The sequence below is a fragment of the Chelatococcus caeni genome (assembly GCF_014196925.1).
Lineage (GTDB): Bacteria > Pseudomonadota > Alphaproteobacteria > Rhizobiales > Beijerinckiaceae > Chelatococcus_A > Chelatococcus_A caeni.
In genome coordinates, this window is record NZ_JACIEN010000006.1 from 227,014 (window position 1) to 252,522 (window position 25,509).

The following is a 25,509-nucleotide window of genomic DNA, read 5'->3' on the forward strand; positions in this document are numbered from 1 at the left end:
CATCCACGCCCTGACGCTCGTGCTGCCTCAAAGGACGTGGATGTCCGGGACAAGCCCGGCCATGACGGCCCGGTCGCGTTGCCGGGCCGATGCTCTTCGCGTCGACAGAACCGCCGTGGGCAGAACCTTCGATGCCCTACTCGCCCGCCGCCTTGCGACGTGGGATGAGCGGCGTCACGCGGAGCAGCGTGATGCGGTTGCGCGTCTTGCGCAGCACCTGAAAGCGGAAATTGTGGAATGTGAAGGCCTGGCCCTGCTCGGGAATGGTCTGCGCCTCGTGGATGACGAGGCCGGCGATGGTCGTCGCCTCCTCGTCCGGCAGGTCCCAGTCCATGGCCCGGTTGAGGTCGCGGATCGGCACCGAGCCGTCGACGTTGATGGAGCCGTCCGGCAGCGGCCGCACGCCCTGCACGATGATGTCGTGCTCGTCCTTGATGTCGCCGACGATCTCCTCGATGATGTCCTCGAGGGTGATGAGGCCCATCACCTCCCCGTATTCGTCGACGACGAGGGCAAAGTGCGTCTTCTTGGAGAGGAAGGCGCGCAGCTGGTCGACGAGGCCGGTCGTGTCCGGCACGAACCACGCCGGCAGGGCGATCTTCTCGATGTCGAGCTTCTCCGCGTCGCCGCCGGCGGCGGCAAGCGCCCGGAGCAGGTCCTTGGCGTGCAGGATGCCGATGATGTTGTCGCCCGTGCCCCGCCACAGGGGCAGGCGCGTATAGGGCGAGGAGAGCACCTCGCTGACGAGTTCCTGTGGCGGCAGGTCGGCGTTGATGGTGCGCATCTTGGTGCGATGGACCATCACGTCCGAGACCTCGAGGTCCTGCAGGTCGAGGAGCCCGCCGAGCATGTCGCGGTCGTCCTTCACCACGCCGCCCTCGCGGTGCAGCAGGTCGACCGTGCCGCGCAGCTCCTCGTGGGCGGAGAGGATCGCCTGGTTCTCGCCGATGCGGATGCCGAAGGGCCTGAGCGTCAGCCGCACGACGGCCTCGACGGCAAGGGCGAGCGGCCCGAACAGGGCCACGATGAAGGCGACCGGCCGCGAGACGAGGAGCGCCACCCGGTCAGGGGAGTTGATGGCGACGGTCTTCGGCATCACCTCGGAAAAGACGACCACGAGCACGGTCATCGCCGCCGTCGCATAGATCACCCCGGCGCTGCCGAAGAGTGCGACCAGCACGCTCGTCGCCAGGGACGAGGCGAGAATGTTGACGATGTTGTTGCCGATGAGGATGGCGCCGATCAGCCGCTCGCGCATGGCGAGCAGGCGGTTGACGATGCTGGCATTCGCATCGCCGCCCTTCTCCAGCGCATGCATGCGTGCACGCGAGGCGCCGGTCAGCGCCGTCTCGGAGCCGGAGAAGAAGGCCGAGAGAATGAGGCAGATGAAAACGGTCCCGAGCGCAAGCCAAAGGTCGGCCGTCATGACGGCTGCAGTTCCTCCGTGAGAAAATCGCGCACGGCGCCCGCCTCGATGCCCTTGGCGACGAAGCTCTCGCCGATGCCGCGCGCCAGAATGAAGGTGAGCGCCCCGCGCTCCACCTTCTTGTCCTGGCCCATGGCGTCGATGAGGCTGTCCGCCGTACCGACGCCGCCGGGCACGTCCTGAAGCCGCGACGGCAGGCCGACGGCCTGCAGATGCCGGGCGACGCGCACCGCATCCTGGCCGGGGCACAGGCCGAGCCGCTGCGAGAAGCGGAAGGCGAGGGCAAGGCCGATGGCCACCGCCTCGCCGTGCACGAGGCGGCTGCCGTCGTAGCGGCAGGCGCGCTCGAGCGCATGGGCGAAGGTGTGGCCGAGGTTGAGCAGCGCCCGCTCGCCCGTCTCGCGCTCGTCACGCGAGACGATGGCGGCCTTGGCGGCGCAGCTCACGGCCACCGCATGGTCGCGCTCGTCGCCGGGGGCGAAGACGCGCGCGCCGTTCGCCTCGCACCAGTCGAAGAAGCCGGCGTCGTTGATGAGGCCGTATTTCACCACCTCGGCATAGCCGGCGCGGAACTCCCGCGCGGGCAGCGTGTCGAGCAGCGCCGTGTCGGCAAGCACCAGGCTCGGCTGGTGGAAGGCACCGACGAGGTTCTTGCCGTGGGGCGAGTTGATGCCGGTCTTGCCGCCGACGGAGGAATCGACCTGCGCGAGCAGCGTCGTCGGCACCTGCACGAAGCGCACGCCGCGCCGCACGACCGCGGCGGCGAAGCCCGCAAGATCGCCGACCACGCCGCCGCCGAGCGCGATGACGAGGTCACCGCGCTCGATGCGCGCGGCGAGGATGCCGTCGCACACTTCGGCGAACCGGGCGTAGCTCTTCGAGGACTCGCCGGCCGGCACGGTGACGAGGGCCGTCGTGAGGCCGGCGGCTGCGAGGGAGGCCTCGAGCGCCGCCGCATGCAGCGGCGCGACCGTCTCGTCGCTGACGATGGCGCAGGCGGCGGGCTTGAGCGCCGCCACGGCGGAGCCCGCCTCGGCGAGGACGCCGCGGCCGATCCGGATGTCGTAGGACCGCTCGCCGAGCGACACGCTGACGACGCGCGCAGGGGTGGCGGGGCGGGCGGGGGAAGGGGATGTTGTCACGGTAGGGCCCGTTATGCGCGGCCGGCGGGCGATTGGAGGAAGGCGGAGAGGCGCCGGATGATGTCCTCCACCACCGCCTCGTGCGGGGCATCGCGCGAGATCACGGTGATGGCGGCCTCGGCATAGACCGGATAGCGCAGCTCGATGAGCCCGCGCAGGGTCTTTTCCGGATCGGGCGTCTGCAGCAGCGGCCGGTTGGGGCGCTTGCGCACGCGCCTGATCAGCACGTCGAGGTCGGCCTTGAGCCACACCGAGATCCCGGCTTCGGCGATTCGGGCGCGCGTTTCCGCGTTCATGTAGGCGCCGCCGCCAGTGGCGAGCACCTGCGGCCCCTCGCCGAGCAGCCGCTCGATCACCCGCCGCTCGCCGTCGCGGAACGCGGTCTCGCCATGGGCGGCGAAGATCTCGGGGATCGTCATGCCGGCCGCCGCCTCGATTTCGTTGTCGGCATCGACGAAGGTGAGGCCGAGCCTTGCGGCGAGCCGCCGCCCGACCGTGCTCTTGCCCGCGCCCATCATGCCCACGAGCACGATCGAGCGCGTGCCGAGGCTGCGGCGCAGCGCGTCGGGCGCGAGGGCGGCCGGTGGAGCCTCGTCGTCCACGGTCGCCATGTCCTGATAGCTCGTCATCTTGGTATTCACTCTTCGATGCTTCACTATCACGGACGGGAAAGCCGCGCCACGGTGGCCGCGGCATGGATTTTGACGGCAGGCTCCGACACGTGCCCACCCTGTTCCGCTTTCTCTTCGTCGTCGGGTTCATCGTCGGCGCCGTCTATGCCGGCATGTTCGCGCTCGCCACCTTCGTCGAGCCGCAGGAGCGCGAGATCACGGTGACCATTCCCAATTCCCGCCTCGGCAAGTGACCCCGGCAGCTGACCATGCGCGACGACCGGTTGATCGCCCTCTATCTCGACATGCTGGCGGCCGAGCGCGGCGCCTCCGCCAACACGCTCGCCGCCTACGGGCGCGATCTCGAAGACTACACCACCTTCCTCGCCGCGGCGGGCACGGGCCTGACGGATGCGGATGCGGCGACGGTGCGCGCCTATCTGCAGGACGTGCACGCCCGCGGCTTCAAGGCGAGCTCGGCGGCGCGCCGCCTGTCGGCCGTCAGGCAGCTGCACAAGTTCCTCTATGCCGAGGGCTATCGCGGCGACGACCCGACCGGCGCCATCGAGGGGCCGAAGCAGGGCCGGCCGCTGCCGAAGGTGCTCAGCGTCGCCGAGGTCGACCGGCTCATCGCCACGGCGCACGAGGGCATCGACGACGAGAAGCGCCCCCTGCGCGAGCGCCGCCGCGCCGCCCGTCTCGCCTGCCTCCTCGAGCTCATCTACGCCACCGGGCTGCGCGTGTCGGAGCTCGTCTCGCTGCCCGTGGCCGCGGCGCGCACGAAGGAGCGCTTCCTCCTCGTCAAGGGCAAGGGCGGCAAGGAGCGGCTGGTGCCGCTGACGGAGGCAGCGCGCCGGGCGATGCGGACGTGGCTCGACCTCGCCGCCACGGGCGAGGCCGCGGACAGGCCCTCGCCCTGGCTCTTCCCGGCCGACAGCGAGAGCGGCCACCTGACCCGCCAGGCCTTCGCGCGCGAGTTGAAGGACCTCGCCATCGCCGCGGGCCTCGATCCGGCGCGCGTCAGCCCGCACGTGCTGCGGCACGCCTTCGCCAGCCACCTCCTGCAGAACGGCGCGGACCTGCGCATCGTGCAGGAGCTGCTCGGCCACGCCGACATCGCCACGACCCAGATCTATACCCATGTGCTCGACGAGCGGCTGAAGGCCATGGTGCGCGACCTGCATCCGCTGGCGGATGAGGGGTGAGAGCGTCATATGCCCGCCATGGCACCTGCGGTATGGCCGCAGGATGACAGGCCTCCTGCCCGAAACCACGCCCCATGCCGCCGGCATGCTCGATGTCGGCGACGGGCACCGCATCTATTGGGAGACCGGCGGCAATCCGCAGGGTGAGCCGGCGGTCGTGCTTCACGGCGGGCCGGGCTCCGGCATCTCCGCCGGTGCGCTGCGCTATTTCGATCCGCTGCGCTGGCGCATCGTGCTCTTCGACCAGCGCGGCTGCGGCCGCAGCACGCCCCATGCGAGCGCCCCCGGCACAGACCTGTCGGCGAACACGACGGCCCATCTCGTCGCCGATGTCGAGCGGCTGAGATGCCATCTCGGCATCGCGCGCTGGCTCGTCCTCGGCGGCTCCTGGGGTTCCACGCTGGCGCTCGCCTATGCGGCGCGCCATCGCGAACGCGTCGCGGCCATGGTGCTCTACAGCATCGCCCTGACGAGCGCCGCGGAGATCGACTGGATCACGCGCGGCGTCGGCATGTTCTTTCCCGAGGCGTGGGAACGCTTCTGCAGCGGGGTGCCGCTCGAAGCGCGCGACGGCAGCCTCGTCGAGGCTTATCACCGCCTGCTCGTACACCCCGACCCCGCCGTGCACGGCAAGGCGGCCCGCGACTGGTGCGACTGGGAGGCCGCGATCCTCGCCGTCCATCCCGGCCATCGCCCGCATCCGCGCTGGGACGATACCGCCTTCCGCCTCGGCTTCGCGAGGCTCGTCACCCACTATTGGCGCCATGCCGGCTGGTTCGGGGAGGGCGAACTGCTCGCCGCGGCGGAGGGCTTCGGCGAGATCCCCGCCGTCCTCGTCCATGGCCGGCTCGACTTCGGCGGACCGCTGGTGACGCCCTGGCGCCTCGCGCGCCGCTGGCCCGGCAGCGAACTCGTCCTCGTCGGCGGGGCCGGCCACGACGCCCGCGACCCCGGCATGGCCGAGGCGGTCGCCGCAGCCGTCGGCAAGATGCCGGCGGCGTGAGCCGGGCCGGTGGCCGCACTTGCCTCGCCGCCGCGCTCATGTACAAGGATCTGGTGATCGACCGGCGGGCCCAGGGCTCCGGTGTCGTGCCTGATCGGGCCGGGCGCCCGACCCACAGCGGGCGGGCATGAATTGAAACTCGATTTCTTCACGCTCTACGTCATCATCCTCCTCAACTCGCTGACCCTGACCTTCGTCTGGGGGGCCATCTGCTACGCCTACTGGACGTTCGAGGCCGCGCGCTACTGGCTGGCGAGCTGCATTCTCACCACGCTCGGCGGCTGCCTTCTGGCGCTCGAGGCGTTGCCCTTCGGCAATGCCTTCATCGTTGCGGGCAACGCCTGCATCATCTTCGGTTTCGCCGTCACATGGGGCGGTGTGCGCGTGTTCTACGGGGCAAGGCCGCGCTGGGATGTGGCCATTGCCCTCACGGTGGTCGCGAGCCTCGCCATGGCGCTGTTCCTCGACAGCCGCCCCGGCCTCAACATGGCGACGGCCGGCGGCCAAGTCGCGGCCGTCGGTCTGGCGGCGCTCACCCTTCTCAGAAACGGCAGGCGGCGTCTCGGCGCGCTCGTCGCCGCTTCCGCCATGGGCCTCGCCCTCCTCGGCCATGGGGCCGAATTCGCGACGAACGGCCTGCGCCTTGCCGGGCTGATGACGACGGAGGCGTATTATGCGGTCGCTGCCGTCTTCCTCGTCGCCGTCATTTTCGGCGGAGGCGTCTGGAATCTCGGCTTCGTGCTGATGGCGGTCGACCGCCTGCGCTCCGAGCTCGCGGCCCTGGCACAGGAGGACGACCTCACAGGACTGCCCAACCGTCGCCGCTTCATGCAGGCGAGCGAGCGCCTCGAGGCGATCGGCCGGCGCACGGGCCAGGGCTTCTCGCTGTTGCTGATCGACCTCGATTGTTTCAAGGAGATCAACGATCGTTACGGCCACGCCGCCGGCGATGCCTGCCTCGTGCATTTTGCCGCACTCGCCTCCTCGCGCCTGCGCAAGGGCGACATGCTCGCCCGCCTCTCCGGCGACGAGTTCTGCGTCAGCCTGCCTGGCGCCGATCTCGCCAGGGCCGCGACCGTGGCCGGCGATCTCGTCAACCTCGTCGCGGCGAACCCCTGTCTGTGGCGGGGCGAGACGATCTTTCTCTCCATCAGTGTCGGCATCGCCGAATGGCGGCCCGACATGGAGGCCGGACCGGCGCGGATCATCGAGGAAGCCGATGCCGCGCTCTATGCCACCAAGAAGCGCGGCCGCAACGGCTTTTCCGTGGCCGCCGAGGCGCTGGCGGTCACATGAACACGCTCGCCGCGTGACAAATGCGATGCGCGACTGCATGCCATCATGCCAAGTCGGCGACTATATAATATATAATACCAATATCACTTATTGAATGTATAGTACTATGCCGCGTGGTTCCGTTTTGCTTGTTCGTGATATTTCGCGAGGACTTCATTATGGGTATGGAAGTGGATAATAATACAATTCCATCTTCTGGGGCGGGCGAGGGGGCGGCGGCTGCCCGGTTCCGGGACGCGGCGCAGGCGGGATCGGGGCGCCGGGTCCGCGGGCCCGCGTTGGCCGAGATCCCCTTGGGTGCGCCCAGCGTGACGATCAGCTATCGGCCGGACCGCTCGGTGGTCATCCACCTCGGAGATCCGGTGCCGATTAACGGGGCGGCGGCATCGCAGGGGCCTTCCCGTGCACAGTCGGTCGCGATCGACATTCCCGAGGAACAGGTCATCGGTTCCTGGCTGGCGTCCTCCGTCCCGCAGGAGCTTGACGAGGATGTGCGCGCGGCCCTCGGCCTGCATCTCGAGGGCGTGAGCCGTCGCCTGACCGAAAAAGGAGAGCGGCTCGAGGACATCAGGGCGCTGGCGCTCAAGGCGTTGCGGCGCGATGTCCTGACGGCCGCGGCGTGCGGGGCGGTCAATGCCGTTCCCGCCATGACGGCCGGATGGGCGGCCGACTTCACGCCGAATTTCTTCGCCGAGGCGGAAAAACTGGGCAATCCGCTTGGCAAGGCGGCCGCCACGGCGGCGCAGGCGGGAGCCTTCGAGCACGCGGCCGATGTGCTTGGCTGCTATCTGCTGTCGTTGCGCGTGGTGCCCGCAGTCGGTGACCGGTTCTATCTGGCGCCGAACGTGGAAAAGCTGGTCGAGCCGGCGGCCAAGGCCAACAAGGCCATGGAGCTCGGGCAATGGCAGGTCTTCCGCAACCGGTTCCTGACCAACCAGACGGGATCGGTGCGCAACCTTCTGCTGCTCCCCATCGCCGTCGCGGTGGAGGCGGCCTCCTCGCCGAGGACGGCCGGCGTCGTCGACAAGATCGTCAACAACGCGCTGCGCATGCCGGGTGGCGCCATCAAGGACGGCATCCGCTATGGCATCGAATACCAGGCCGGCCGTTATGGCCCGTTGTGGCTGTTCGGCAGGCGCGACTGGGAGGAGGTTTACGACGCCCTGAAGGCCTCCCCGCCCTACGAGCCTGCCCTCAACGCCGGCCGCAAGGTCGCATTGCTGCCCTACGATGCCGTGCGCAGCCTCGGCGACAACCTGAAGGATGCCGTGTCCGTCGAGAATGTCGCGCTGGGTGGATGGCTCGTCGGCGGCTTGAGTGCCTATGCCGTGACGAGGACGGCCGTCAAGGATGCGGTCGAGGGGTCCGGGGCGAGCCGGCTCTGGGGCGATGCGGCCGGAAGGCTGGCAGCCTTTCCCCTGAGAGTGCCGCTGTCCGGCATCTACGACAACGCCTCGATCAAGGAGGCGGTCAGGACCGTGGCGGGAAGCGCGATGCGAACCGTTTCCCGCACCCTGGAAGGCTGGGCCGGGGGAGCGGCCCGGCCCGCCGGCGAGGTGGAGGCGCCCGAAGCGGTCGTCGTGGTGCCACGGCAGGATCCTGGCGAGTCGCAGCAGGCGGCAGCGACCGACGCTCCGCCCCACGCCTGACGCAAGGAGCCGCAGCTTCAGCTGCGGCTCCTCTCCCCGCGATCAGTTCAGCGGCACGCCGGCCGGCCGGCGCTCGCGCACCACCGGCGTGTCGCCGATGACGAGGCCCTCCGGCACCGCCGTGACCGGAACGGTTTCGCCGTCCTTCACCCGGCCGGCGAGGATCATCTCGGCGAGCGGGTCCTGCACGTTCTTCTGGATCACGCGCTTCAGGGGGCGTGCGCCGTAGGCCGGGTCGTAGCCCTTGGTCGCCAGCCATTCGCGCGCCGCCTCGTCGAGCGCGAGCGTGATCTTGCGGTCCTCGAGCAGCCGGGCGAGGCGCTTGAGCTGGATGTCGACGATCGAGCCCATCTGCTCGGGTCTCAGGCGGTGGAAGAGGATGATCTCGTCCACGCGGTTGAGGAACTCCGGCCGGAAGTGGGTCTTGACCACCCCCATCACCTCCTCGCGCACGGCCTCCGAATCCTCGCCCGCCTTCTGCGCGACGAGATATTCGGCCCCGAGGTTCGAGGTCATGATGATGAGCGTGTTGCGGAAGTCGACCGTGCGGCCCTGCCCGTCCGTCAGCCGCCCGTCGTCGAGCACCTGCAGGAGCACGTTGAACACGTCCGGATGCGCCTTCTCGATCTCGTCGAATAGCACCACCTGGTAGGGCCGCCGGCGCACGGCCTCCGTCAGCGCGCCGCCCTCCTCGTAGCCGACATAGCCGGGAGGGGCGCCGATGAGCCGGGCGACCGAGTGCTTCTCCATGTATTCCGACATATCGATGCGCACCAACGCCGTCTCGTCGTCGAAGAGGAAGGCGGCGAGCGCCTTCGTCAGCTCCGTCTTGCCGACGCCGGTGGGGCCGAGGAACATGAAAGAGCCGATCGGACGGTTCGGGTCCTGCAGGCCGGCGCGCGCGCGGCGCACGGCGGTCGACACCGCCTCCACCGCCTCGCTCTGGCCGACGACCCGGCGCGCCAGCTGCTCCTCCATCTTGAGGAGCTTCTCCTTCTCGCCCTCGAGCATCTTGTCGACGGGCACGCCCGTCCAGCGCGACACCACCTGGGCGATGTTGTCGGGCGTCACCGCCTCCTGCACCACGCCGGCGCCGTCCCCCTTGCCGTCGGCCTTGGCCTCGGTCTCGGCCAGTTCGCGCTCGAGTTGCGGAATGATGCCGTAGGCGAGCTCGCCGGCGCGCTGGTACTCGCCCTTGCGCTGGGCGATGGCGAGGTCGTTGCGCGCCTCGTCGAGCTTCTTCTTCAGCTCCGCGGCGCGGCCGAGCTTGTCCTTCTCCGCCTGCCAGGCAGCGGTCAGCACCGAGGACTGCTCCTCGAGCTCGGCGAGCTCCTTCTCGAGGCGCACGAGCCGGTCCTTGGAGGCGGCATCGCTCTCCTTCTTCAGGGCCTCGGCTTCGATCTTGAGGCGCACGATCTCGCGGTCGAGCGAATCGAGCTCCTCCGGCTTGGAATCGACCTGCATCCGAAGGCGCGCCGCCGCCTCGTCGACGAGGTCGATGGCCTTGTCGGGCAGGAAGCGGTCGGTGATGTAGCGGTTCGACAAGGTCGCGGCCGCGACGAGCGCTGCGTCCTGGATGCGCACGCCGTGGTGCTGCTCGTACTTCTCCTTGAGGCCGCGCAGGATGGAGACCGTGTCCTCCACCGTCGGCTCGGAGACGAAGACGGGCTGGAAGCGCCGGGCGAGCGCCGCGTCCTTCTCCACGTGCTTGCGGTATTCGTCGAGGGTCGTCGCGCCGACGCAGTGCAATTCGCCCCGGGCGAGCGCGGGCTTCAACAGGTTCGAGGCGTCCATCGCCCCGTCCGCCTTGCCGGCGCCGACGAGCGTGTGCATCTCGTCGATGAACAGGATGATGCCGCCCTCGGCCGCCTGCACCTCCTGCAGCACGGCCTTCAGCCGCTCCTCGAACTCGCCGCGATATTTCGCGCCGGCGATGAGCGAGCCCATGTCGAGGGCGAGCAGGCGCTTGTCCTTCAGGCTCTCGGGCACGTCGCCGTCGACGATCCTGAGGGCGAGGCCCTCGACGATGGCCGTCTTGCCGACGCCGGGCTCGCCGATGAGCACGGGGTTGTTCTTGGTGCGCCGCGACAGCACCTGGATGGTGCGGCGGATCTCCTCGTCACGGCCGATGACGGGATCGAGCTTGCCCTCGCGCGCCGCCTGGGTGAGGTCGCGAGCATATTTCTTGAGGGCGTCGTAGCCTTCCTCGGCCGAGGCGGTGTCGGCCTTGCGGCCCTGGCGCAGGGCCTCGATGGCGGCATTGAGGCCCTGGGCCGTGACGCCGGCCTTCGCCAGCGCCTTGCCGGCCTCGGTGTCCTTCTCGATGGCGAGGGCGATGAGCAGCCGCTCGGCGGTGACGAAGCTGTCGCCCGCCTTGTCCGCCGCCTTCTCGGCCGTGTCGAACACCCGGGCAAGACCGGGCGAGAGATAGAGCTGGCCGGAGCCGCCCTCCACCTTCGGCAGCTTGGCGAGCGCCTGTTCGGCGAGTTGCAGCGCCTCGCGCGAGCGTCCGCCGGCGCGGTCGATGAGGCCGGCCGCGAGCCCTTCGGGATCGTCGAGCAGCACCTTCAGGAGATGTTCGGGCGAGAACTGCTGGTGGCCCTCGCGCAGGGCGAGCGCCTGCGCGGACTGCAGGAAGCCCTTCGAGCGGTCGGTGTACTTGTCGACGTTCATCAATACCTCCTCGAGGCCACGCCGCCCGCCAGATGATGCCCGGGAAGGCGCCCCCCATTCAACGGATTTGCCGGCCGGAAGACCCCGTTGCGGCGATCCTCGGTACGGCTGCGGCATCGGTCATTGCGCCGCGTCAATCATGTAGGTGTTGCACAGTAGCCACATCAAGAGGGCGGGCGCCGATGCAATCCGCTTATCCGCGAAAAGGCCGACACGGCCGCGCCAAAACGAAAAAGGCGGGCTCGTGGCCCGCCTTTTGCGAAGTCGTTACGATGGCTCGGGCTCACTCGCCGGCGGGCACCTTGTCGTCGGCGGCCTTGCGGGCGCGGGGACGGCGGGTGGCGCGGGGCTTCTCCTCCGCCGGAGCGCTCTCGACGGCAGCCTCCTCGGCCGGCGCGGCGGCCTTGCGGCGGCGCGTGCGCTTGGGGGCTGCCTCTTCGGCAGCCGCCGGCTCATTCGCCGAGGCGGGCGCCTCATCCTCGTCGACCGGGGCGATCGGCGTGCGCACGGGCGTCGTCAGGAAAGCCGGCAGGCCGGCCTTTTCCTCGCTCTCGGCGCGCCGCGCCTCGCCCGCGGCATTGCCGTTCACATAGGCCGGCCGGGGGCCGCGCTCGCGCCGCTCGCCGCGCTCTTGGCGGTCGCCGCGGTCCTGGCGGTCGCTGCGGTCCTGGCGCTCGCCTCGTTCCGGACGATCACCGCGGTCCTGCCGCTCGCCGCGGTCCTGGCGCATCTGGCGGTCGCCGCGCGGGCCACGCTCGAAGCGCTGCGGGCGCTCGGGCCGGGCCTCGCCGTCGTCGTCGGCGAAGGTCTCGCCGCGGACGTCCGGCTGGGGAGCGCCAAGCTCGTGCACGGCCGGCTGGCCCTGCCCCTGGCCGTAGCCGAAACCGTTGCCTTCCTCGGCATCGAGATCGTCGCGCTCGTCGTCATACGGCCGCTGGAAGCCGCCGTAGGTCTGCTGCAGCTGCGACTGCGCCGCCGCGATGATGCGGAAATAATGTTCCGCGTGCTGGAAATAATTCTCGGCCGCGACCGGATCGCCGGAAGCCTGGGCGTCGCGCGCCAACTGGCTGTATTTCTCGGCGATATGTTGGGCGGTGCCACGCACCTTCACGTCCGGACCGTTCGACTCGTAGCTTCTCGTCAGCGGGTTGGGACCCTTGCGGTTGCGCCCCCGCATACGCCTGTTCTGACCTGGTCTCATCTATTGTCTCTTTGAAGCTTCCTGAACCGCATGACATCCCGACGCCGCAGACCATCCCGGGCGGAAGACCGCCGAGAGGCATTGAGCGAGCCGGTTGGTTCGGATCGCATGCCGAACCGAAGGGGCTTGTCAGCCGAGAACGTCATGTAACAGCGGCAATGATCCGAGGGCGAGCGAGCTCTCCGGATACTTCCCCGGCCGCGCCGAACCGACGTCGCCTCGTCGTCCGACGCTTCATGCCAGGCGCAGACGCATCCCGGCACTCCGAAGACTTGATGTTCGCGCCGACCCGGAGGCTTGCTGTCGCAACCTCGACCGGGCTTGCTGAAGCCAGATCATTTGTCGTGGAGCGCGATTCCTGACCGGACACTAGCGGCTTTGACCGTGACCGCCAAGCCTTTTTTGCGCTCCGGCCCGGCGGGTGGCCTTCGCTGGCAGGCTCAGCGGTCCGCCTCGACGAGGACCGTGCGGGCGATGCCCCCGAGGTCGGCATGGACCGTTATCCGTCCGCGCCCGGCGAAGAGGCCTGCGACGGCTCCGTCCTGCCCCTCGCCGACTTCGAGCGCCGCAAGACCGCCCGCCGCGAGGAGACGCGGTGCGTCCGCCGCCAGGGCCCGATAGGCATCCAGTCCATCGCGACCGCCGTCGAGGGCAAGGAGCGGGTCGTACTGCCGCACCTCCGGCGCGAGCCCGGGGATCACGGCGCTCTCGATATAGGGCGGGTTGGAGACGAGGACGTCGACCGGCCCCGCAGCGGCCGTGGACCAGTTGCCGACGATGAAATGCGCCCGGGCGGCGAGGCCGAGGCGCTCGGCGTTGCCGCGGGCCGTCTGCGCCGCCTCCAGGGCGCGGTCGATGCCGAGGCCCGTCGCCTGCGGCAGTTCGTGCAGCAGGGCGAGGAGGATGCAGCCGGTGCCGGTGCCGACGTCGACGATGGCGAGCGGCGCATCGGCGCGGCCCTGCGCCCTGAGCGTCTTCAGCACCGCCTCGACGAGCGTCTCGGTATCGGGCCGCGGCTCGAGAGTCGCGGGCGACAGACGGAAGGGCAGGCCCCAGAACTCCCGCTCGCCGAGGATGCGCGCCACCGGCTCGCGATCGAGCCGGCGCGCCGCAAAGGCGGCGAGGTGCTTCGAGCCGGCTTCGCCGAGCGGCTCCGCCGGTGTGGCGGCGAGCTCCGCGCCGGCGATGCCGAGTGCTGCCAGCAGGAGAAGGCGGGCGTCGAGCGCCGGGCTGTCGATGCCGGCTGCCGCGAAGGACGTGCGCAAGTGCCGCAGGGCTTCCTGGCGCGTCGTGGTCGGCATCAAGGGCGGAACCGGAATGGGCATGGTCGTCGGGGTGATTCTCCCGCTCCATCGCAAACGGAGGAGGGGACATGTGGTGCCCGCTTGTTCGCGGGCCGCTGGGCCTGCATAAGGCGCCGTCTTATCCGCCTCGGAACCTCCGCATGCAAGCCTTCTCTCCCTTCGAGCAGCTCGCCGAAGCCCTCCTGCCGCATCTGCCGGTCTCGTCCGACGGTTCGCACGACCTCGGCCACCTGCGGCGGGTGTGGCACAACGCCTTCGCCATTCAGGCCGAGGAAGGCGGGGAGGCCAGGGTCGTCGCGGCGGCGGTCCTGCTGCACGACTGCGTCCATGTGGAGAAGAACGCGCCGCAGCGCAGCCGCGCCTCCCGTCTCGCCGGCGAGCGCGCCGCCGCGATCCTCGCCGGGCTCGGCTGGCCGGTGGAGGAGGTCGCCGACGTCGTCCATGCCATCGAGGCGCACAGCTTCACGGCCGGCATCGCGCCGCGCACGCTGGAGGCGAAGATCGTGCAGGACGCCGACAGGCTCGACGCCATCGGCTTCATCGGCGTCGCGCGCTGCTTCTACATCGCCGGCCGCCTCGGCTCCGCGCTCTACGATCTCGACGACCCCGACGCGGCGCACCGCCCGCTCGACGGCACGCGCTTCGCGCTCGACCACTTCCCGGAGAAGCTGCTGCGTCTCGGCGACGGCTTTCAGACCCCGGCCGGCCGCCGCCGCGCGCAGGAGCGCATGGCGGCGATGCGCGGCTTCCTGGAGGGATTCCGGGCGGAGATATGAAGGCAGCTTCGCTGGGCGACACGTGCCTTCTCCCTCCCCCACGAAGTGGCGGGGAGGGTCGGGGTGGGGGGCGGGTCAGCAGGCAGGCTGTTCGAAACCGGTCGCACGCCAAGAAGCACCAGCGTCGTGGGGCGGCACTGCCCCCCACCCCTAACCCTCCCCGCCGCAGGCGGGGGGAGGGGATGGGCCGCGCGCTTGGCGGTGTCCTGCGCTCCTTTATCCCTCCTGCGCGGCGAGCTGCGCCGCCTGGTGCTCGGTCGTCAGGGCGTCGATCACCTCGTCGAGGGCCGTGCCCATCATCACCTCCTCGAGCTTGTAGAGGGTGAGGCCGATGCGGTGATCGGTGAGGCGTCCCTGCGGGAAGTTGTAGGTGCGGATGCGCTCGGAGCGGTCGCCGGAGCCGACCTGCGCCCGCCGGTCGGCGGCGCGCTCCGCGTCCTTGCGCTGGCGCTCGGCGTCGTAGAGCCGCGAGCGCAGGAGCGCCATGGCCTTGGCGCGATTGCGGTGCTGCGAGCGTTCGTCCTGCACCAGGACGACGATGCCGGTCGGCAGATGCGTGATGCGCACAGCCGATTCGGTCTTGTTGACGTGCTGGCCGCCGGCGCCGCCGGCGCGCATGGTGTCGACCCTGAGGTCGCCTTCGTCGATGGCGAAGTCGACCTCCGCCGCTTCCGGCAGCACGGCGACGGTGGCGGCGGAGGTGTGGATGCGGCCCGAGGCCTCCGTCTCCGGCACGCGCTGCACGCGGTGGACCCCGGATTCGAACTTGAGGCGGGCGAAGACGCCGCGCCCCTTCACCTCGGCGATGATCTCCTTGTAGCCGCCGACGGTGCCCTCGCTCTCCGACAGGATCTCGACGCTCCAGCCCTTGAGGTCGGCGTAGCGGCTGTACATGCGGAAGAGGTCGCCGGCGAAGAGGGCCGCCTCGTCCCCGCCCGTGCCGGCGCGGATCTCGAGGATGGCGCTCTTCTCGTCGGCCTCGTCCTTCGGCAGCAGCATCAGCTTGAGGGCATGCGCCGCCTCACCCACCGCCTCGCGCGCCTGCGGCAGCTCCTCTTCGGCGAGGGCGCGCATCTCGGCATCGGTCGCGGGGTCGTCGAGAAGGGTCTCGATGTCCTCGAGGTTCTTCCGGGCGCCCTCGAAGGCATCGATGGCGACGACAACGGGGTCGAGCTCGGCGAGTTCGCGTGACAGGGTGACGAAATCGTCCGCCCCGGCGCCGGCCGCCAGCGTCGCGGTCAGGATGTCGCGCCGCGCCCTGATGGCGTCGAGCCGCTCGCGCGGTGGAGTAAAGATCTGGTCGGACATGGCTTTTCCGAAATGCGGCTGCTTCGATGCGGCTGCCCGGGCCTCGCCCGCAGCCGTGGAACCGGATGCGCGGCAGCGTCGCTACAACGGGACGTCGTTCGCCTCGGCGAAGCGCAGGAGCGCCTTGCGCAGGGACAGGTCACCATCCCCCGCGAGCAGCCGCTCCATCTCGGCCGTGATGGCGCCGGCATCGAGCTTGAGCAGCATGGCCTTCACGGGCCCGACGGCGGACGGCGACATCGACAGCCGCCGGTAGCCGAGGCCGATGAGCGCCATGGCCTCGAGCGGCCGGCCGCCGATCTCGCCGCAGACGGTGACGGGGCAGCCGAGCGCGTCGGCCCGCTCGGCGACGACCTTGAGGGCCCGGAGCGCCGGCCGGCACAGCGGGTCGAACCGCGCCGAGACCTGGCGGTTCTCCCGGTCGGCGGCGAAGAGGAACTGCATCAGGTCGTTGGAGCCGACCGACATGAAGTCGACCCGGCGCGCGACCTCGTCGATGTGGAAGAGGAGCGAGGGCACCTCGACCATGACGCCGAGCGACAGCGAAGCGGGCGGCGGATGGCCGTGCCGGGCAAGATGCGCCTCTTCCCGCGCCACGATGGCCTTCGCCATCTCGAATTCCTCGACGGTCGCGACCATCGGGAACATGATCCTGAGGTGGTGCCCGGCGCCGGCGCGCAGCAGGGCGCGCACCTGCGAGCGCAGCAGCCCCGGCCTGTCGAGGCCGATGCGGATGGCGCGCCAGCCGAGCGCGGGGTTCTCCTCCTCCACCTGTTTCATGTAGGGCAGCACCTTGTCGCCGCCGATATCGAGTGTGCGGAAGGTGACGGGGAGGCCCTGCGCGGCTTCCAGCACGCTCGCATAGAGCGCGAGCTGTTCGCCGGTGGTCGGCAGGCGCTGCGCCACCATGAACTGGATTTCGGTGCGGAACAGGCCGACCCCGGCGGCATTCGTCTCCGCCAGGTGCGGCATGTCGACGATGAGGCCGGCATTGATGTTGAGGTCGATCTCGAGGCCGTCGCGCGTGCGGCTGGGCACGTCGCGCAGGCTGCGGTACTGCTCCTGCCGGCGGGCGCGCAGCCGCGCCTTCTCCGCATAGGCCGCCTCGACGTCGGGCGCCGGGCGGATCTGCACCTCGCCCGCGCCGCCGTCGACGATGATGGCGTCGCCCTGCTCGACGAGGCTCGTGATGTTCTCGACCTCGCCGACCGCGGGGATGCCGAGCGCCCTGGCGACGATGGCGATATGGCTGGTCGGGCCGCCTTCCTCGAGGATCACGCCCCTGAGATGCGCCCGGTCGTAGTCGAGCAGCGCCGCGGGCCCCATCGAGCGGGCCACCAGGATGGCATTCTCCGGCAGGCCTTCCCGGCTGGTCGCGAGGTCCGTGCCGGCCAGCGTGTGCAGCAGCCGGTTGGCGAGGTCGTCGAGATCGTGCAGGCGCTCGCGCAGATAGGGGTCGGTCTGGCGCAGGAGACGGGCGCGGGTGTCGGACTGTACGCGCTCGACCGCCGCCTCCGCGGTGAGGCCGGTCAGCACCGCCTCGCGGATGCGGCGCAGCCAGCCCTGGTCGTTGGCGAACATGCGCACGGTCTCGAGCACGTCGCGGTGCTCGCCGTGGTGGGCGACGTCGCCGCGCTCGATGAGCTTGTCGATGGCCGCCCGCATGGCGGCGATCGCATCCTCGAGGCGCTGCACCTCCCGCTGCACGTCCTCGGCGATGAGGTTCTTCACGACGACGCGCGGCTCGTGCAGCACCACGTGGCCGAGGCCCACCCCATCGGCGAGGCAGACGCCGCGCTGGTGCAGCGGCCGGCGGATGGCGATGTCGGCGCCGGGGGTCGCGATGGCCTGCAGCTCGCCCGAGGCGATCAGCTCGGCCAGGACCATCGCGGTCGTCTGCAGCGCCTCGATCTCCTCCTCGCTGTAGAGGCGGTGCGCCCGGTTCTGCACCACGAGCACGCCGAGGGTGTTGCCCGCGCGCAGGATCGGCACGCCGAGGAAGGCGTGGTAGATCTCCTCGCCCGTCTCCGGGCGGTAGCTGAAGGCGGGGTGCGACTGGGCGTCGGAGAGGGCGAGCGGCTCGGCCTCGCGGGCGATGAGGCCGACGAGGCCCTCGTCCGCGCGCATGGCCGTCAGGTGGACGGCTTCGCGCTTCAGGCCTTCGGTGGCATAGAGCTCCAGCACGCCGTCGGCGCGCATGACATAGACCGAGCACACCTCCGCCACCATGTTGGCGGCGATCTGGATGACGATCCTGTCGAGCTTCTCCTGCGCGTGGACCGGCTCCGCCATGACCTCGCGGAGGCGGCGCAGGAGAACGCGCGGGCCACCGAGAGCGCCTCGCATCAGCCGGTTCCCGTCATCGGGCTGCTGGCAGCCCGTTCCCTCTTCGTCGGACCGGCGCCGATGATCGACTCCGGCCGACAGCTTCAACTAGCCGTATAACCAAGGTCTTGCTGCACCCGCAAGCCGCCGCGCGCATCAGGGTGCGGATTTCCTCCCCGTCCGCCTCACGCGGGGGAGCGCCTCAGGGCGGCGAACAGGCGCCCGTCGATGGCGAGCAAACCCAGGCCGATCAGGCCCATTCCGGCCAGATGCCTCGCCGCGATGGCCTCGTTGAGGAAGATGGCGCCGAAGAAGACGGCGCTCACCGGGATGAGCAGCGTCACGAGCGACAGATTGACCGCCCCCGCCGCGGTGAGGATGCGGAAGAAGAGGATATAGGCGAGCGCGGTGGAGGCGAGCGCGAGCGCGACGATCGCCGTGACAGGGCCGAGACCGGGTGCCGGCAGCGTCCACGGCTGCTCCACGAGAAGGGCGAGCGGCGTCATCATCGCCGTGGTTGCCGTGAGCTGGCCGGTGGCGGCCACGAGCGGGCTCAGCCCGTAGCCGCGGAAGCGGCGCCCGAAGATGCCGGAGAAGGCGTAGGAGAGCGCCGCGAGAAGAACGGCGACGGCGCCGATGACGTCGGCACCCAGGCCCATGACGGCCGCCGGCCCGATCATCACCGCAACGCCGGCAAAGCCCAGCGCGACGCCGGCGAGCCGGTTGCCGGTCAGCTTTTCGTCGCTCGTCAGGAAATGGGCGACGATGACGGTGAAGACGGGCGTCATGGCGTTGAGGACGGAGGCGACGCCGCTCGGGATGCGCGCCTGTCCCCAGACGATGAGGCTGAAGGGGATGAGGTTGTTGAGGAGGCCCATGATCGCGAAGGCGACCCAGAAGCGGCCGTCGATCGGCAGCCGCTGGCCCGAGAGCCGCAGCACGAGGTTGAGGGCGAGGGCGGCGATGCCGACGCGGGCCAGCACGATAGTGAGCGGCGGCACGGCCTTGACGGCGATGCCGATGAAGAGGAACGAGCCGCCCCACAGGACCGAAAGGGCGATCAGCATCGCCCATTCGGTTGGTCCCATGGCGGGGGTGCGTGGGGTGGCCGTCATCGTGCTCCTCGATCGCTGCCCGTCGCAGCCGCCTGAACGTTAGCCGCGCGCGGGGAGGAGGCCACCCGAAACCGGGCCGGTCTTGCCTGCGCTCTAGGCCTTGTCGAGCCCGTAGAGCGAGTGCAGCGTGCGCACCGCGAGCTCGGTATAGGCCGCGTCGATCAGCACCGAGAACTTGATCTCGGACGTCGTGATGGCGCGGATGTTGATGCCCTTGTCGGCGAGCGCCTTGAAGGCCTTGGCGGCGACGCCGGCGTGGCTGCGCATGCCGACGCCGATGGCGGAGACCTTCACGACGTCGGTCGCGCCCTGCAGCGTGGCATAGTTGATCTCGCCGCGCGCCTTCTCGAGGATCGTCTTGGCGCGCTCATAGTCGGCGGCCGGCACGGTGAAGGTGATGTCGGTCGTCGTCGTGTCGTCGGACACGACCTGGATGATCATGTCGACATTGATGTTGGCATCGGCCAGCGGCACGAAGATCGCGGCGGCGACGCCCGGCTTGTCGGCGACGCGGCGGAGCGTGATCTGGGCCTCGTCCTTGGAATAGGCGATGCCGGTGACGATCTGCTGTTCCACGATATCCTCCTCGTCACAGATCAACGTGCCCGGCTTGGGATCGGCGGGATCGTCGAAGCTGGAACGCACGAAAGTCTTCACATTGTGGGTCATGGCGAGCTCGACCGAGCGCACCTGCAGCACCTTGGCGCCGAGCGAGGCCATCTCGAGCATCTCCTCGAAGGAGACGCGGTCGAGGCGTCGGGCCTGGGGCACGATGCGCGGGTCCGTCGTGTAGACGCCGTCGACGTCGGTGTAGATGTCGCAGCGGTCGGCATGGATGGCGGCGGCGAGCGCCACCGCGCTCGTGTCCGAGCCGCCGCGGCCGAGCGTCGCGATGCGGTTGGTCGGCTGGTGGATGCCCTGGAAGCCGGTGACGACCGCGACCTCGTTGCGCTCCTCGAAATGCTGGATGATGCGCGAGCCGTCGGCGCCCGTGATTCGCGCCGCGCCGTGGGCGCCGTCGGTCAGGATCGGGATCTGCCAGCCCTGCCAGGAGCGGGCCCAGATGCCCATGTCCTGCAGCACGATGGCGAGGAGGCCCGCCGTCACCTGCTCGCCGGAGGCGACGACCGCGTCATATTCGCGCGCGTCGTGCAGGGCCGAGGCCTCCCGGCACCAGCCGACGAGCTCGTTCGTCTTGCCGGCCATGGCCGAGACGACGACCGCCACCTGGTGGCCGGCCTCGACCTCGCGTTTGACGTGCCTGGCCACGTTGCGGATGCGTTCGATATTGGCGACGGACGTGCCGCCGAACTTCATCACCAGACGGGCCATGGCAGGACTGACACCATTTACAGGACGACGGGAGGTGCTACAGCGACCAGGAGCCTGGCGCCAAGCACGCAAAAGGCGCGTATAGATGACGGGAGCCCCCCGCCGTGTCAACGGCGGGGAAAGGCCCGGACAAGGGTGAGGGACATGGCTGGGACGAGGAGCGAGCCGCGGCACGGCACGGGTGAGCGCCGCACGGTGGATGAGCGGGAGGTGGCGCGCTTCGCCGCGCTCGCCGACACCTGGTGGGACCCGCGCGGATCGATGCGCGTGCTGCACAAGTTCAACCCGGTCCGCGTCGGCTACATCCGCGACGAGGCGTCCCGGCATTTCGGCCGCGACCCGGCGAGCCTGACCTGCCTGCACGATCTCTCGGTCGTCGACATCGGCTGCGGCGGCGGGCTGCTGTGCGAGCCTCTCGCGCGCCTCGGGGCCGAGGTCACGGGGCTAGACCCCGCCACCACCAATGTGGAGGTGGCGCGCCTGCACGCGGAGCGCGCGGGCCTCGGCATCGCCTATCGTGACGAGACGGTGGAGGCCCTCGCCGCCCGCGGCGAGCGCTTCGACGTCGTCTGCGCCATGGAGGTGGTGGAGCACGTCGCCGACGTCGGCGCCTTCGTCGCGGCCTGCTGCGCGGTGGTGAAGCCGGGCGGCCTGCTCTTCATGGCGACCATCAACCGCACGCTGAAGTCCTATGCGCTCGCCATCGTCGGCGCCGAATATGTCCTGCGCTGGCTGCCGCGCGGCACCCATTCCTGGGAGAAGTTCGTCACGCCGGACGAGCTCACCGACGCCATCGAGGACGGCGGCCTCTCGGTGCTCGACCGCACCGGCGTGGTCTACAATCCGCTTGCCGACAGCTGGCGTCCGTCGCGCGATCTCGACGTCAACTACATGCTGGTCGCCGCCCGGCCGGGCGAGGCCGGCGCTTAGGTACGATGATCGAGGGCAGCGATGCCGCCGGCGCCGGCTGGCGGCCCATGACGGTGACGGACCTGCAGGATGTCGATGCCATCGCGCGGGCGGTGCATCCGGGCTTTCCCGAACGGCCGGAGGTCTTCACCGAGCGCCTTGCGCTCTTCCCGGCCGGCTGCCTGATCCTGGAGCGGGACGGCGAGGCGGCCGGCTATCTCCTCAGCCATCCTTGGCACGCCGGCGCGCCGCCGCCGCTCGACAGCCTGCTCGGCCGCCTGCCGCCTGCCGCGACCACCTATTACCTGCACGACATCGCCCTGTTGCCGCGCGGTCGCGGCACCGGCGCGGCCGGGGCCGCGCTGCCCCACCTCGTGCGGCAGGCGCGGATCGTGGGTGCCGATAACCTCTCGCTCGTTGCCGTCAACAATTCCGCTCCGTTCTGGCAGCGCCACGGCTTCGTGGCGGCCGACGCACCGGGACTTGCCGACAAGCTCGCCAGCTACGGCGGGGACGCGCTCTACATGCTGCGCAGGGTGGCGTCTTAAGCGCCGCGGCTCGCGATGGCGACGCCGACGGCGGCGATGGCCATGCCCAGCATCTGCACGGGCGCGAGGCTCTCGCCGAAGAGGAGGAAGGCCATGACGGCCGACACCGGCGGCACCAGGTAGAGCAGGGAGGCGACGCCCGCCACCGCGCCCTTGCGGATGAGGTGCATCAGCAGGAGGATACCGCCCATCGACAGGATGACGACCGCCCAGGCGAGGCCGGCGAGCGCCGCCGGCGCGGGCGCGAAGCGCATCTCGCCGACGAGCAGCATGGCCGGCAGGGTCACGAGCGCCGCCCCGACGAACTGCACGACGGCATTGGTGCGCAGGTCCGAGCCGGCGCCCGTCCGCTTCTGCCAGAAGGTGCCCATGGTGATCGACACCATGCCGAGCGTGCAGGCGAGCACCGCCATCGGCGCGAGGCCGTCGACGCCGCCGAGCTTCGGCACGAGCACGAGGAGGGCGCCGGCAAAGCCGGTGACGATGCCGAGCCAGCGCCGCGGGCTCACCCTTTCGCCGATGAGGGCCCCGGCGAGCGCCCCGGTGAGCAGCGGCTGCATGCCGGCGATGAGTGCGGCGATGCCGGCCGGCAGGCCATGGCTGACCGACCAGAACACGCCGCCGAGATAGATGCCGTGCAGCAGCACGCCGGCCACGAGGCCGTCGCGCCAGCCGCGCGCCGTCCGCGGCCAGAGCGCGCCAATGGCGAGGCACAGGCCGCCGAGCACGGCTATGGTGAGGCAATAGCGGATGAAGAGAAAGGTGAACGGTTCAGCGTGGGGCGCCACGAGGCGCGCCACGACGAAGCCTGTCGCCCAGATGACGACGAAAAGTGCCGGCATCAGCCGTTCGGCGAGCGTGGAGGGCGGGAACGGCACGGCGGGTCGATCCGTTGTCGAGAAGGGGCCGCACCCAACCATGGCGGCGGCCGGGCCGCAATGGCGGGAAGGTCACACCGCCGCGCTACCATGTGCCCGGCCGCCATACGACTTGCCAGCGGCGGCCGGAATGCCGACCTTGGCAGGCGAGCGACGGGAAGAGCGATGCAGGTCACGAGGCGAAAGGCCGCCGTGCAAGGGGGGCAGCGGTGAAGGCGATCGGCACTTCGGCGCGCGTCCTCTGGCGGGCCTTCGAGCGGTTCAACGACCACGACGGCTGGGCGATCTCGAGCCACATCGCCCTGTCCGGCCTGATGTCGCTCTTTCCCTTCCTCATTCTCGTCACGGCGCTTGCCGGCTTCATCGGCTCGACGGACCTTGCCCGCGGGGTTGCCGATCTCATCTTCGAGACCTGGCCGAGCGAGGTCGCCGGCTCGGTCGCCGGTGAGGTGCGCAAGGTCATGACCGAGCAGCGGCGCGACCTCCTGACGGTGGGCGCCCTGCTCGCGGTCTATTTCTCGTCGAATGGCGTCGAATCGCTGCGCATCGGCCTCAACCGCGCCTATGACTGCTACGACTGGCGGCCCTGGTGGCTGACGCGGCTCGAGGCGATCGCCTTCGTCCTCGTCGGAGCCATCGCGCTCATCGTCTTCGCCCTGCTCGTCGTCTTCGGCCCGCTCGCCTGGCGGGCGGTCCTCTCGGAGGTGCCGGCGCTGCGCCCGCTCGGGCCGCTTATCGTCACGGCGCGCTTCGCCGTGGCGACGGTCGTCATCGTCGTGGCGCTGCTCATAGCCCACCTCCTCCTGCCGGGCGGGCGGCGCAGCGTGACGTCCGTGCTGCCGGGCATCGGCGCGACGCTGGTGCTCTGGCTCATCGGCGGCACCGCCTTCGGCCTCTATCTCGACAGCTTCGCCACCAATTACGTGTCGACCTATGCCGGCCTCGCCTCCGGCATGATCGTGCTCGTCTTCCTCTACATCCTGTCCGCCATCTTCATCTTCGGCGGCGAGCTCAATGCCGCGCTCATTCGCGAGCGCGAGGTGGGCGCGGGCGGATTGTAGCGGGAGCGGCCCCACAGGGCTGCGGAAGCCTGAACCACCAAGAGGCTAGCGTTCCGCCGTCATGCCCGCGCTCGTGCGGGCATCCACGCCGCGACGAGCGTGCGAGGCCCGAGACGTGAATGGCCGGGACAAGCCCGGCCATGACGGCGGAGAGGCCGGCCCGGCAGTGGCGCCACGGGGGGATCCGCCGGGCTCCGGATGGATCGGCCCGCAGCACCGCCCGGGCGTCGCTCACCCGTCCTGCGCGGCGGCCTCCAGCACGTCGTCGAAGCTGCGCAGGCCGGGGCGCGGTGCGTTGACGAGCACGGCCATGTTGCCGGGCTTGTGCTGGTTCTTCCACATCTTGGTGTGCGCGGCCGGGATCTCTTGCCAGGAGAACACCTCGGACATGCACGGGTCGATGCGCCGGTCGACGACGAACTTGTTGGCGGCGGAGGCCTGCTTGAGGTGGGCGAAATGCGAGCCCTGGATGCGCTTCTGCCGCATCCAGACGTAGCGGGCGTCGAAGGTGAGATTGAAGCCGGTCGTGCCGGCGCAGAACACCACCATGCCGCCGCGCTTCACGACGAGGGTCGAGACCGGAAAGGTCTGCTCGCCCGGATGCTCGAAGACGATATCGACGTCCTGCCGGCCGGTGATGTCCCAGATCGCCTTGCCGAACTTGCGCGCCTCCTGCGTCCAGGCGGCATATTCGGGCGAGTTCACCTTGGGCAGCTGGCCCCAGCAGTTGAAATCCTTGCGGTTGATGACGCCCTTGGCGCCGAGGCCGAGGACGTAGTCACGCTTGTCCTCGTCAGAGATGATGCCGATGGCATTGGCGCCGGCGGCGGCGCAAAGCTGCACCCCGAAAACGCCGAGCCCGCCCGAGGCGCCCCAGACGAGCACGTTGTCGCCAGGCTTGAGCGTATGCGGCGCGTGGCCGAAGAGCATGCGGTAGGCGGTGGCGAGGGTCAGCGTGTAGGAGGCGCATTCCTCCCACGTCAGGTGCTTCGGCCGCTCCATGAGCTGGCGCGACTGCACGCGGCAGAACTGGCCGAAGGAGCCGTCCGGTGTCTCGTAGCCCCAGATGCGCTGGGAGGGCGAGAACATCGGATCTCCGCCGTTGCACTCCTCGTCGTCGCCGTCGTCCTGGTTGCAGTGCACGACGACCTCGTCGCCGACCTTCCAGCGCCTCACCTTGGAGCCGACGGCCCAGACGATGCCGGCCGCGTCCGAGCCGGCGACATGGTAGGGCTGCTTGTGGACGTCGAGCACCGAGATCGGCTGGCCGAGCGCGGCCCACACGCCGTTGTAGTTGACGCCCGCCGCCATCACGAGCACCAGCACCTCGTCGTCGCCGATGGTCCAGGTGGGCACCACCTCGAGCTGCATCGACTCTTCCGGCGGTCCGTGCCGCTCCTTGCGGATGGCCCAGGCATGCATCTTCGCCGGCACATGGCCGAGGGGCGGGATCTCCCCGATGGCGTAAAGGTCCTTGCGTTCGTCCGTGCGGGTTGCGGCGGTCGCTGTGGCTGCGGCGTTCATGCGGCCTCCTGTCGCTCGTGTTTCCCCGGCGCGCCCTCTTGATGACGGGGCTCTGCTGCGCTGCGCCATGGACAGAATGAATGATATTGCGATGCAGCGAAAGCGAAAACGCCCGTTGGTGAGCGCCGGTTGCATTCGACCTTTGGCCAATCCGGCATTTTGCGCTTGCAGCGCAGGTTGTTGCGCCGCACCATGGCGGCAGAACAGACGGCGCGGGCAATGA

Annotated in this window: 21 protein-coding genes; 9 read left to right on the forward strand and 12 right to left on the reverse strand. The window is 70.0% G+C overall.

The genetic code is table 11. The features are described from left to right. Window positions 1–136: 136 nt before the first annotated feature. The 3 genes from GGR16_RS21205 to GGR16_RS21215 form a co-directional block, all read right to left on the reverse strand. Window positions 137–1,426 (reverse strand): HlyC/CorC family transporter, encoded by a 1,290-nt coding sequence (locus tag GGR16_RS21205; protein WP_019402542.1) that lies wholly within the window; start codon window positions 1,424–1,426, stop codon window positions 137–139. Next, window positions 1,423–2,514 (reverse strand): 3-dehydroquinate synthase, encoded by a 1,092-nt coding sequence (gene aroB, locus GGR16_RS21210; protein ID WP_183318098.1) that lies wholly within the window; start codon window positions 2,512–2,514, stop codon window positions 1,423–1,425. The genes GGR16_RS21205 and aroB overlap by 4 nt, the downstream gene beginning before the upstream one ends. 65 nt (window positions 2,515–2,579) lie before the next feature. Beyond that, entirely contained in the window at window positions 2,580–3,197 is a 618-nt protein-coding gene (locus GGR16_RS21215; protein WP_019402540.1) for a shikimate kinase, read from the reverse strand. A gap of 92 nt (window positions 3,198–3,289) precedes the next feature. On the opposite strand from GGR16_RS21215, the gene GGR16_RS21220 reads away from it, so the two are divergent. The 5 genes from GGR16_RS21220 (at window position 3,290) to GGR16_RS21240 (ending at window position 8,332) form a co-directional block, all read left to right on the forward strand. Continuing rightward, a complete protein-coding gene (locus GGR16_RS21220) occupies window positions 3,290–3,433 on the forward strand; it encodes a hypothetical protein (protein WP_019402539.1) in 144 nt (47 codons plus the stop codon). A gap of 15 nt (window positions 3,434–3,448) precedes the next feature. Continuing rightward, complete coding sequence (xerD, locus tag GGR16_RS21225; RefSeq protein WP_183317994.1) at window positions 3,449–4,384, forward strand: site-specific tyrosine recombinase XerD; 936 nt, start codon at window positions 3,449–3,451, stop codon at window positions 4,382–4,384. A 43-nt stretch (window positions 4,385–4,427) separates the two neighbouring features. Then, window positions 4,428–5,387: a prolyl aminopeptidase gene (pip, locus tag GGR16_RS21230; protein WP_183317996.1), complete on the forward strand. Its 960-nt coding sequence runs from the start codon at window positions 4,428–4,430 to the stop codon at window positions 5,385–5,387. Between the two features lie 132 nt (window positions 5,388–5,519). Further along, entirely contained in the window at window positions 5,520–6,683 is a 1,164-nt protein-coding gene (locus GGR16_RS21235) for a GGDEF domain-containing protein (RefSeq protein ID WP_183317998.1), read from the forward strand. A 278-nt stretch (window positions 6,684–6,961) separates the two neighbouring features. Further along, the gene (locus GGR16_RS21240) at window positions 6,962–8,332 is read left to right on the forward strand and encodes a hypothetical protein (protein ID WP_183318000.1); all 1,371 of its coding nucleotides are present in this window, start codon (window positions 6,962–6,964) and stop codon (window positions 8,330–8,332) included. A gap of 42 nt (window positions 8,333–8,374) precedes the next feature. Here GGR16_RS21240 and clpB read toward each other — a convergent pair whose 3' ends face one another. From clpB to prmC, 3 genes are all read right to left on the reverse strand, one after another. Beyond that, window positions 8,375–11,005, reverse strand: coding sequence for an ATP-dependent chaperone ClpB (gene clpB / locus GGR16_RS21245; protein ID WP_183318002.1), 2,631 nt, complete (start codon window positions 11,003–11,005; stop codon window positions 8,375–8,377). Window positions 11,006–11,288: 283 nt separating this feature from the next. Then, window positions 11,289–12,206 carry a DUF4167 domain-containing protein gene (locus tag GGR16_RS21250; RefSeq protein WP_183318003.1) on the reverse strand — a complete coding sequence of 306 codons (918 nt, stop codon included), beginning with the start codon at window positions 12,204–12,206 and terminating at the stop codon, window positions 11,289–11,291. A gap of 440 nt (window positions 12,207–12,646) precedes the next feature. Continuing rightward, window positions 12,647–13,507: a peptide chain release factor N(5)-glutamine methyltransferase gene (gene prmC, locus GGR16_RS21255; protein ID WP_246373227.1), complete on the reverse strand. Its 861-nt coding sequence runs from the start codon at window positions 13,505–13,507 to the stop codon at window positions 12,647–12,649. Between the two features lie 143 nt (window positions 13,508–13,650). Here prmC and GGR16_RS21260 point away from each other — a divergent pair, with 143 nt between their 5' ends. Then, on the forward strand, window positions 13,651–14,286 hold the full coding sequence (locus GGR16_RS21260; protein WP_019402531.1) for an HD domain-containing protein: 636 nt from the start codon (window positions 13,651–13,653) through the stop codon (window positions 14,284–14,286). A 216-nt stretch (window positions 14,287–14,502) separates the two neighbouring features. On the opposite strand, the gene prfA is transcribed toward GGR16_RS21260, so the two are convergent. From prfA to GGR16_RS21280, 4 genes are all read right to left on the reverse strand, one after another. Next, window positions 14,503–15,594: a peptide chain release factor 1 gene (gene prfA / locus GGR16_RS21265; RefSeq protein WP_019400238.1), complete on the reverse strand. Its 1,092-nt coding sequence runs from the start codon at window positions 15,592–15,594 to the stop codon at window positions 14,503–14,505. Window positions 15,595–15,675: 81 nt separating this feature from the next. Then, the gene (gene ptsP / locus GGR16_RS21270) at window positions 15,676–17,940 is read right to left on the reverse strand and encodes a phosphoenolpyruvate--protein phosphotransferase (RefSeq protein ID WP_183318007.1); all 2,265 of its coding nucleotides are present in this window, start codon (window positions 17,938–17,940) and stop codon (window positions 15,676–15,678) included. Between the two features lie 164 nt (window positions 17,941–18,104). After that, a complete protein-coding gene (locus tag GGR16_RS21275) occupies window positions 18,105–19,034 on the reverse strand; it encodes a DMT family transporter (RefSeq protein ID WP_246373229.1) in 930 nt (309 codons plus the stop codon). Window positions 19,035–19,127: 93 nt separating this feature from the next. Continuing rightward, window positions 19,128–20,366 carry an aspartate kinase gene (locus tag GGR16_RS21280; RefSeq protein ID WP_019400242.1) on the reverse strand — a complete coding sequence of 413 codons (1,239 nt, stop codon included), beginning with the start codon at window positions 20,364–20,366 and terminating at the stop codon, window positions 19,128–19,130. 144 nt (window positions 20,367–20,510) lie between these two features. Here GGR16_RS21280 and ubiG point away from each other — a divergent pair, with 144 nt between their 5' ends. Together ubiG and GGR16_RS21290 are read left to right on the forward strand one after the other, a co-directional pair. Further along, window positions 20,511–21,296, forward strand: a complete 786-nt coding sequence (gene ubiG, locus GGR16_RS21285) for a bifunctional 2-polyprenyl-6-hydroxyphenol methylase/3-demethylubiquinol 3-O-methyltransferase UbiG (RefSeq protein ID WP_040403373.1) — start codon at window positions 20,511–20,513, stop codon at window positions 21,294–21,296. 5 nt (window positions 21,297–21,301) lie between these two features. Continuing rightward, entirely contained in the window at window positions 21,302–21,823 is a 522-nt protein-coding gene (locus GGR16_RS21290) for a GNAT family N-acetyltransferase (protein WP_183318010.1), read from the forward strand. Here the strand turns inward: GGR16_RS21290 and GGR16_RS21295 are convergent. Beyond that, on the reverse strand, window positions 21,820–22,701 hold the full coding sequence (locus tag GGR16_RS21295; RefSeq protein WP_343059892.1) for a DMT family transporter: 882 nt from the start codon (window positions 22,699–22,701) through the stop codon (window positions 21,820–21,822). The two genes, GGR16_RS21290 and GGR16_RS21295, sit on opposite strands and share 4 nt — an antisense overlap. Window positions 22,702–22,910: 209 nt before the next feature. Here GGR16_RS21295 and GGR16_RS21300 point away from each other — a divergent pair, with 209 nt between their 5' ends. Next, entirely contained in the window at window positions 22,911–23,762 is an 852-nt protein-coding gene (locus tag GGR16_RS21300) for a YihY/virulence factor BrkB family protein (RefSeq protein ID WP_019400246.1), read from the forward strand. Between the two features lie 231 nt (window positions 23,763–23,993). On the opposite strand, the gene ccrA is transcribed toward GGR16_RS21300, so the two are convergent. After that, entirely contained in the window at window positions 23,994–25,286 is a 1,293-nt protein-coding gene (gene ccrA, locus GGR16_RS21305) for a crotonyl-CoA carboxylase/reductase (protein WP_183318012.1), read from the reverse strand. Between the last annotated feature and the right edge of the window lie 223 nt (window positions 25,287–25,509).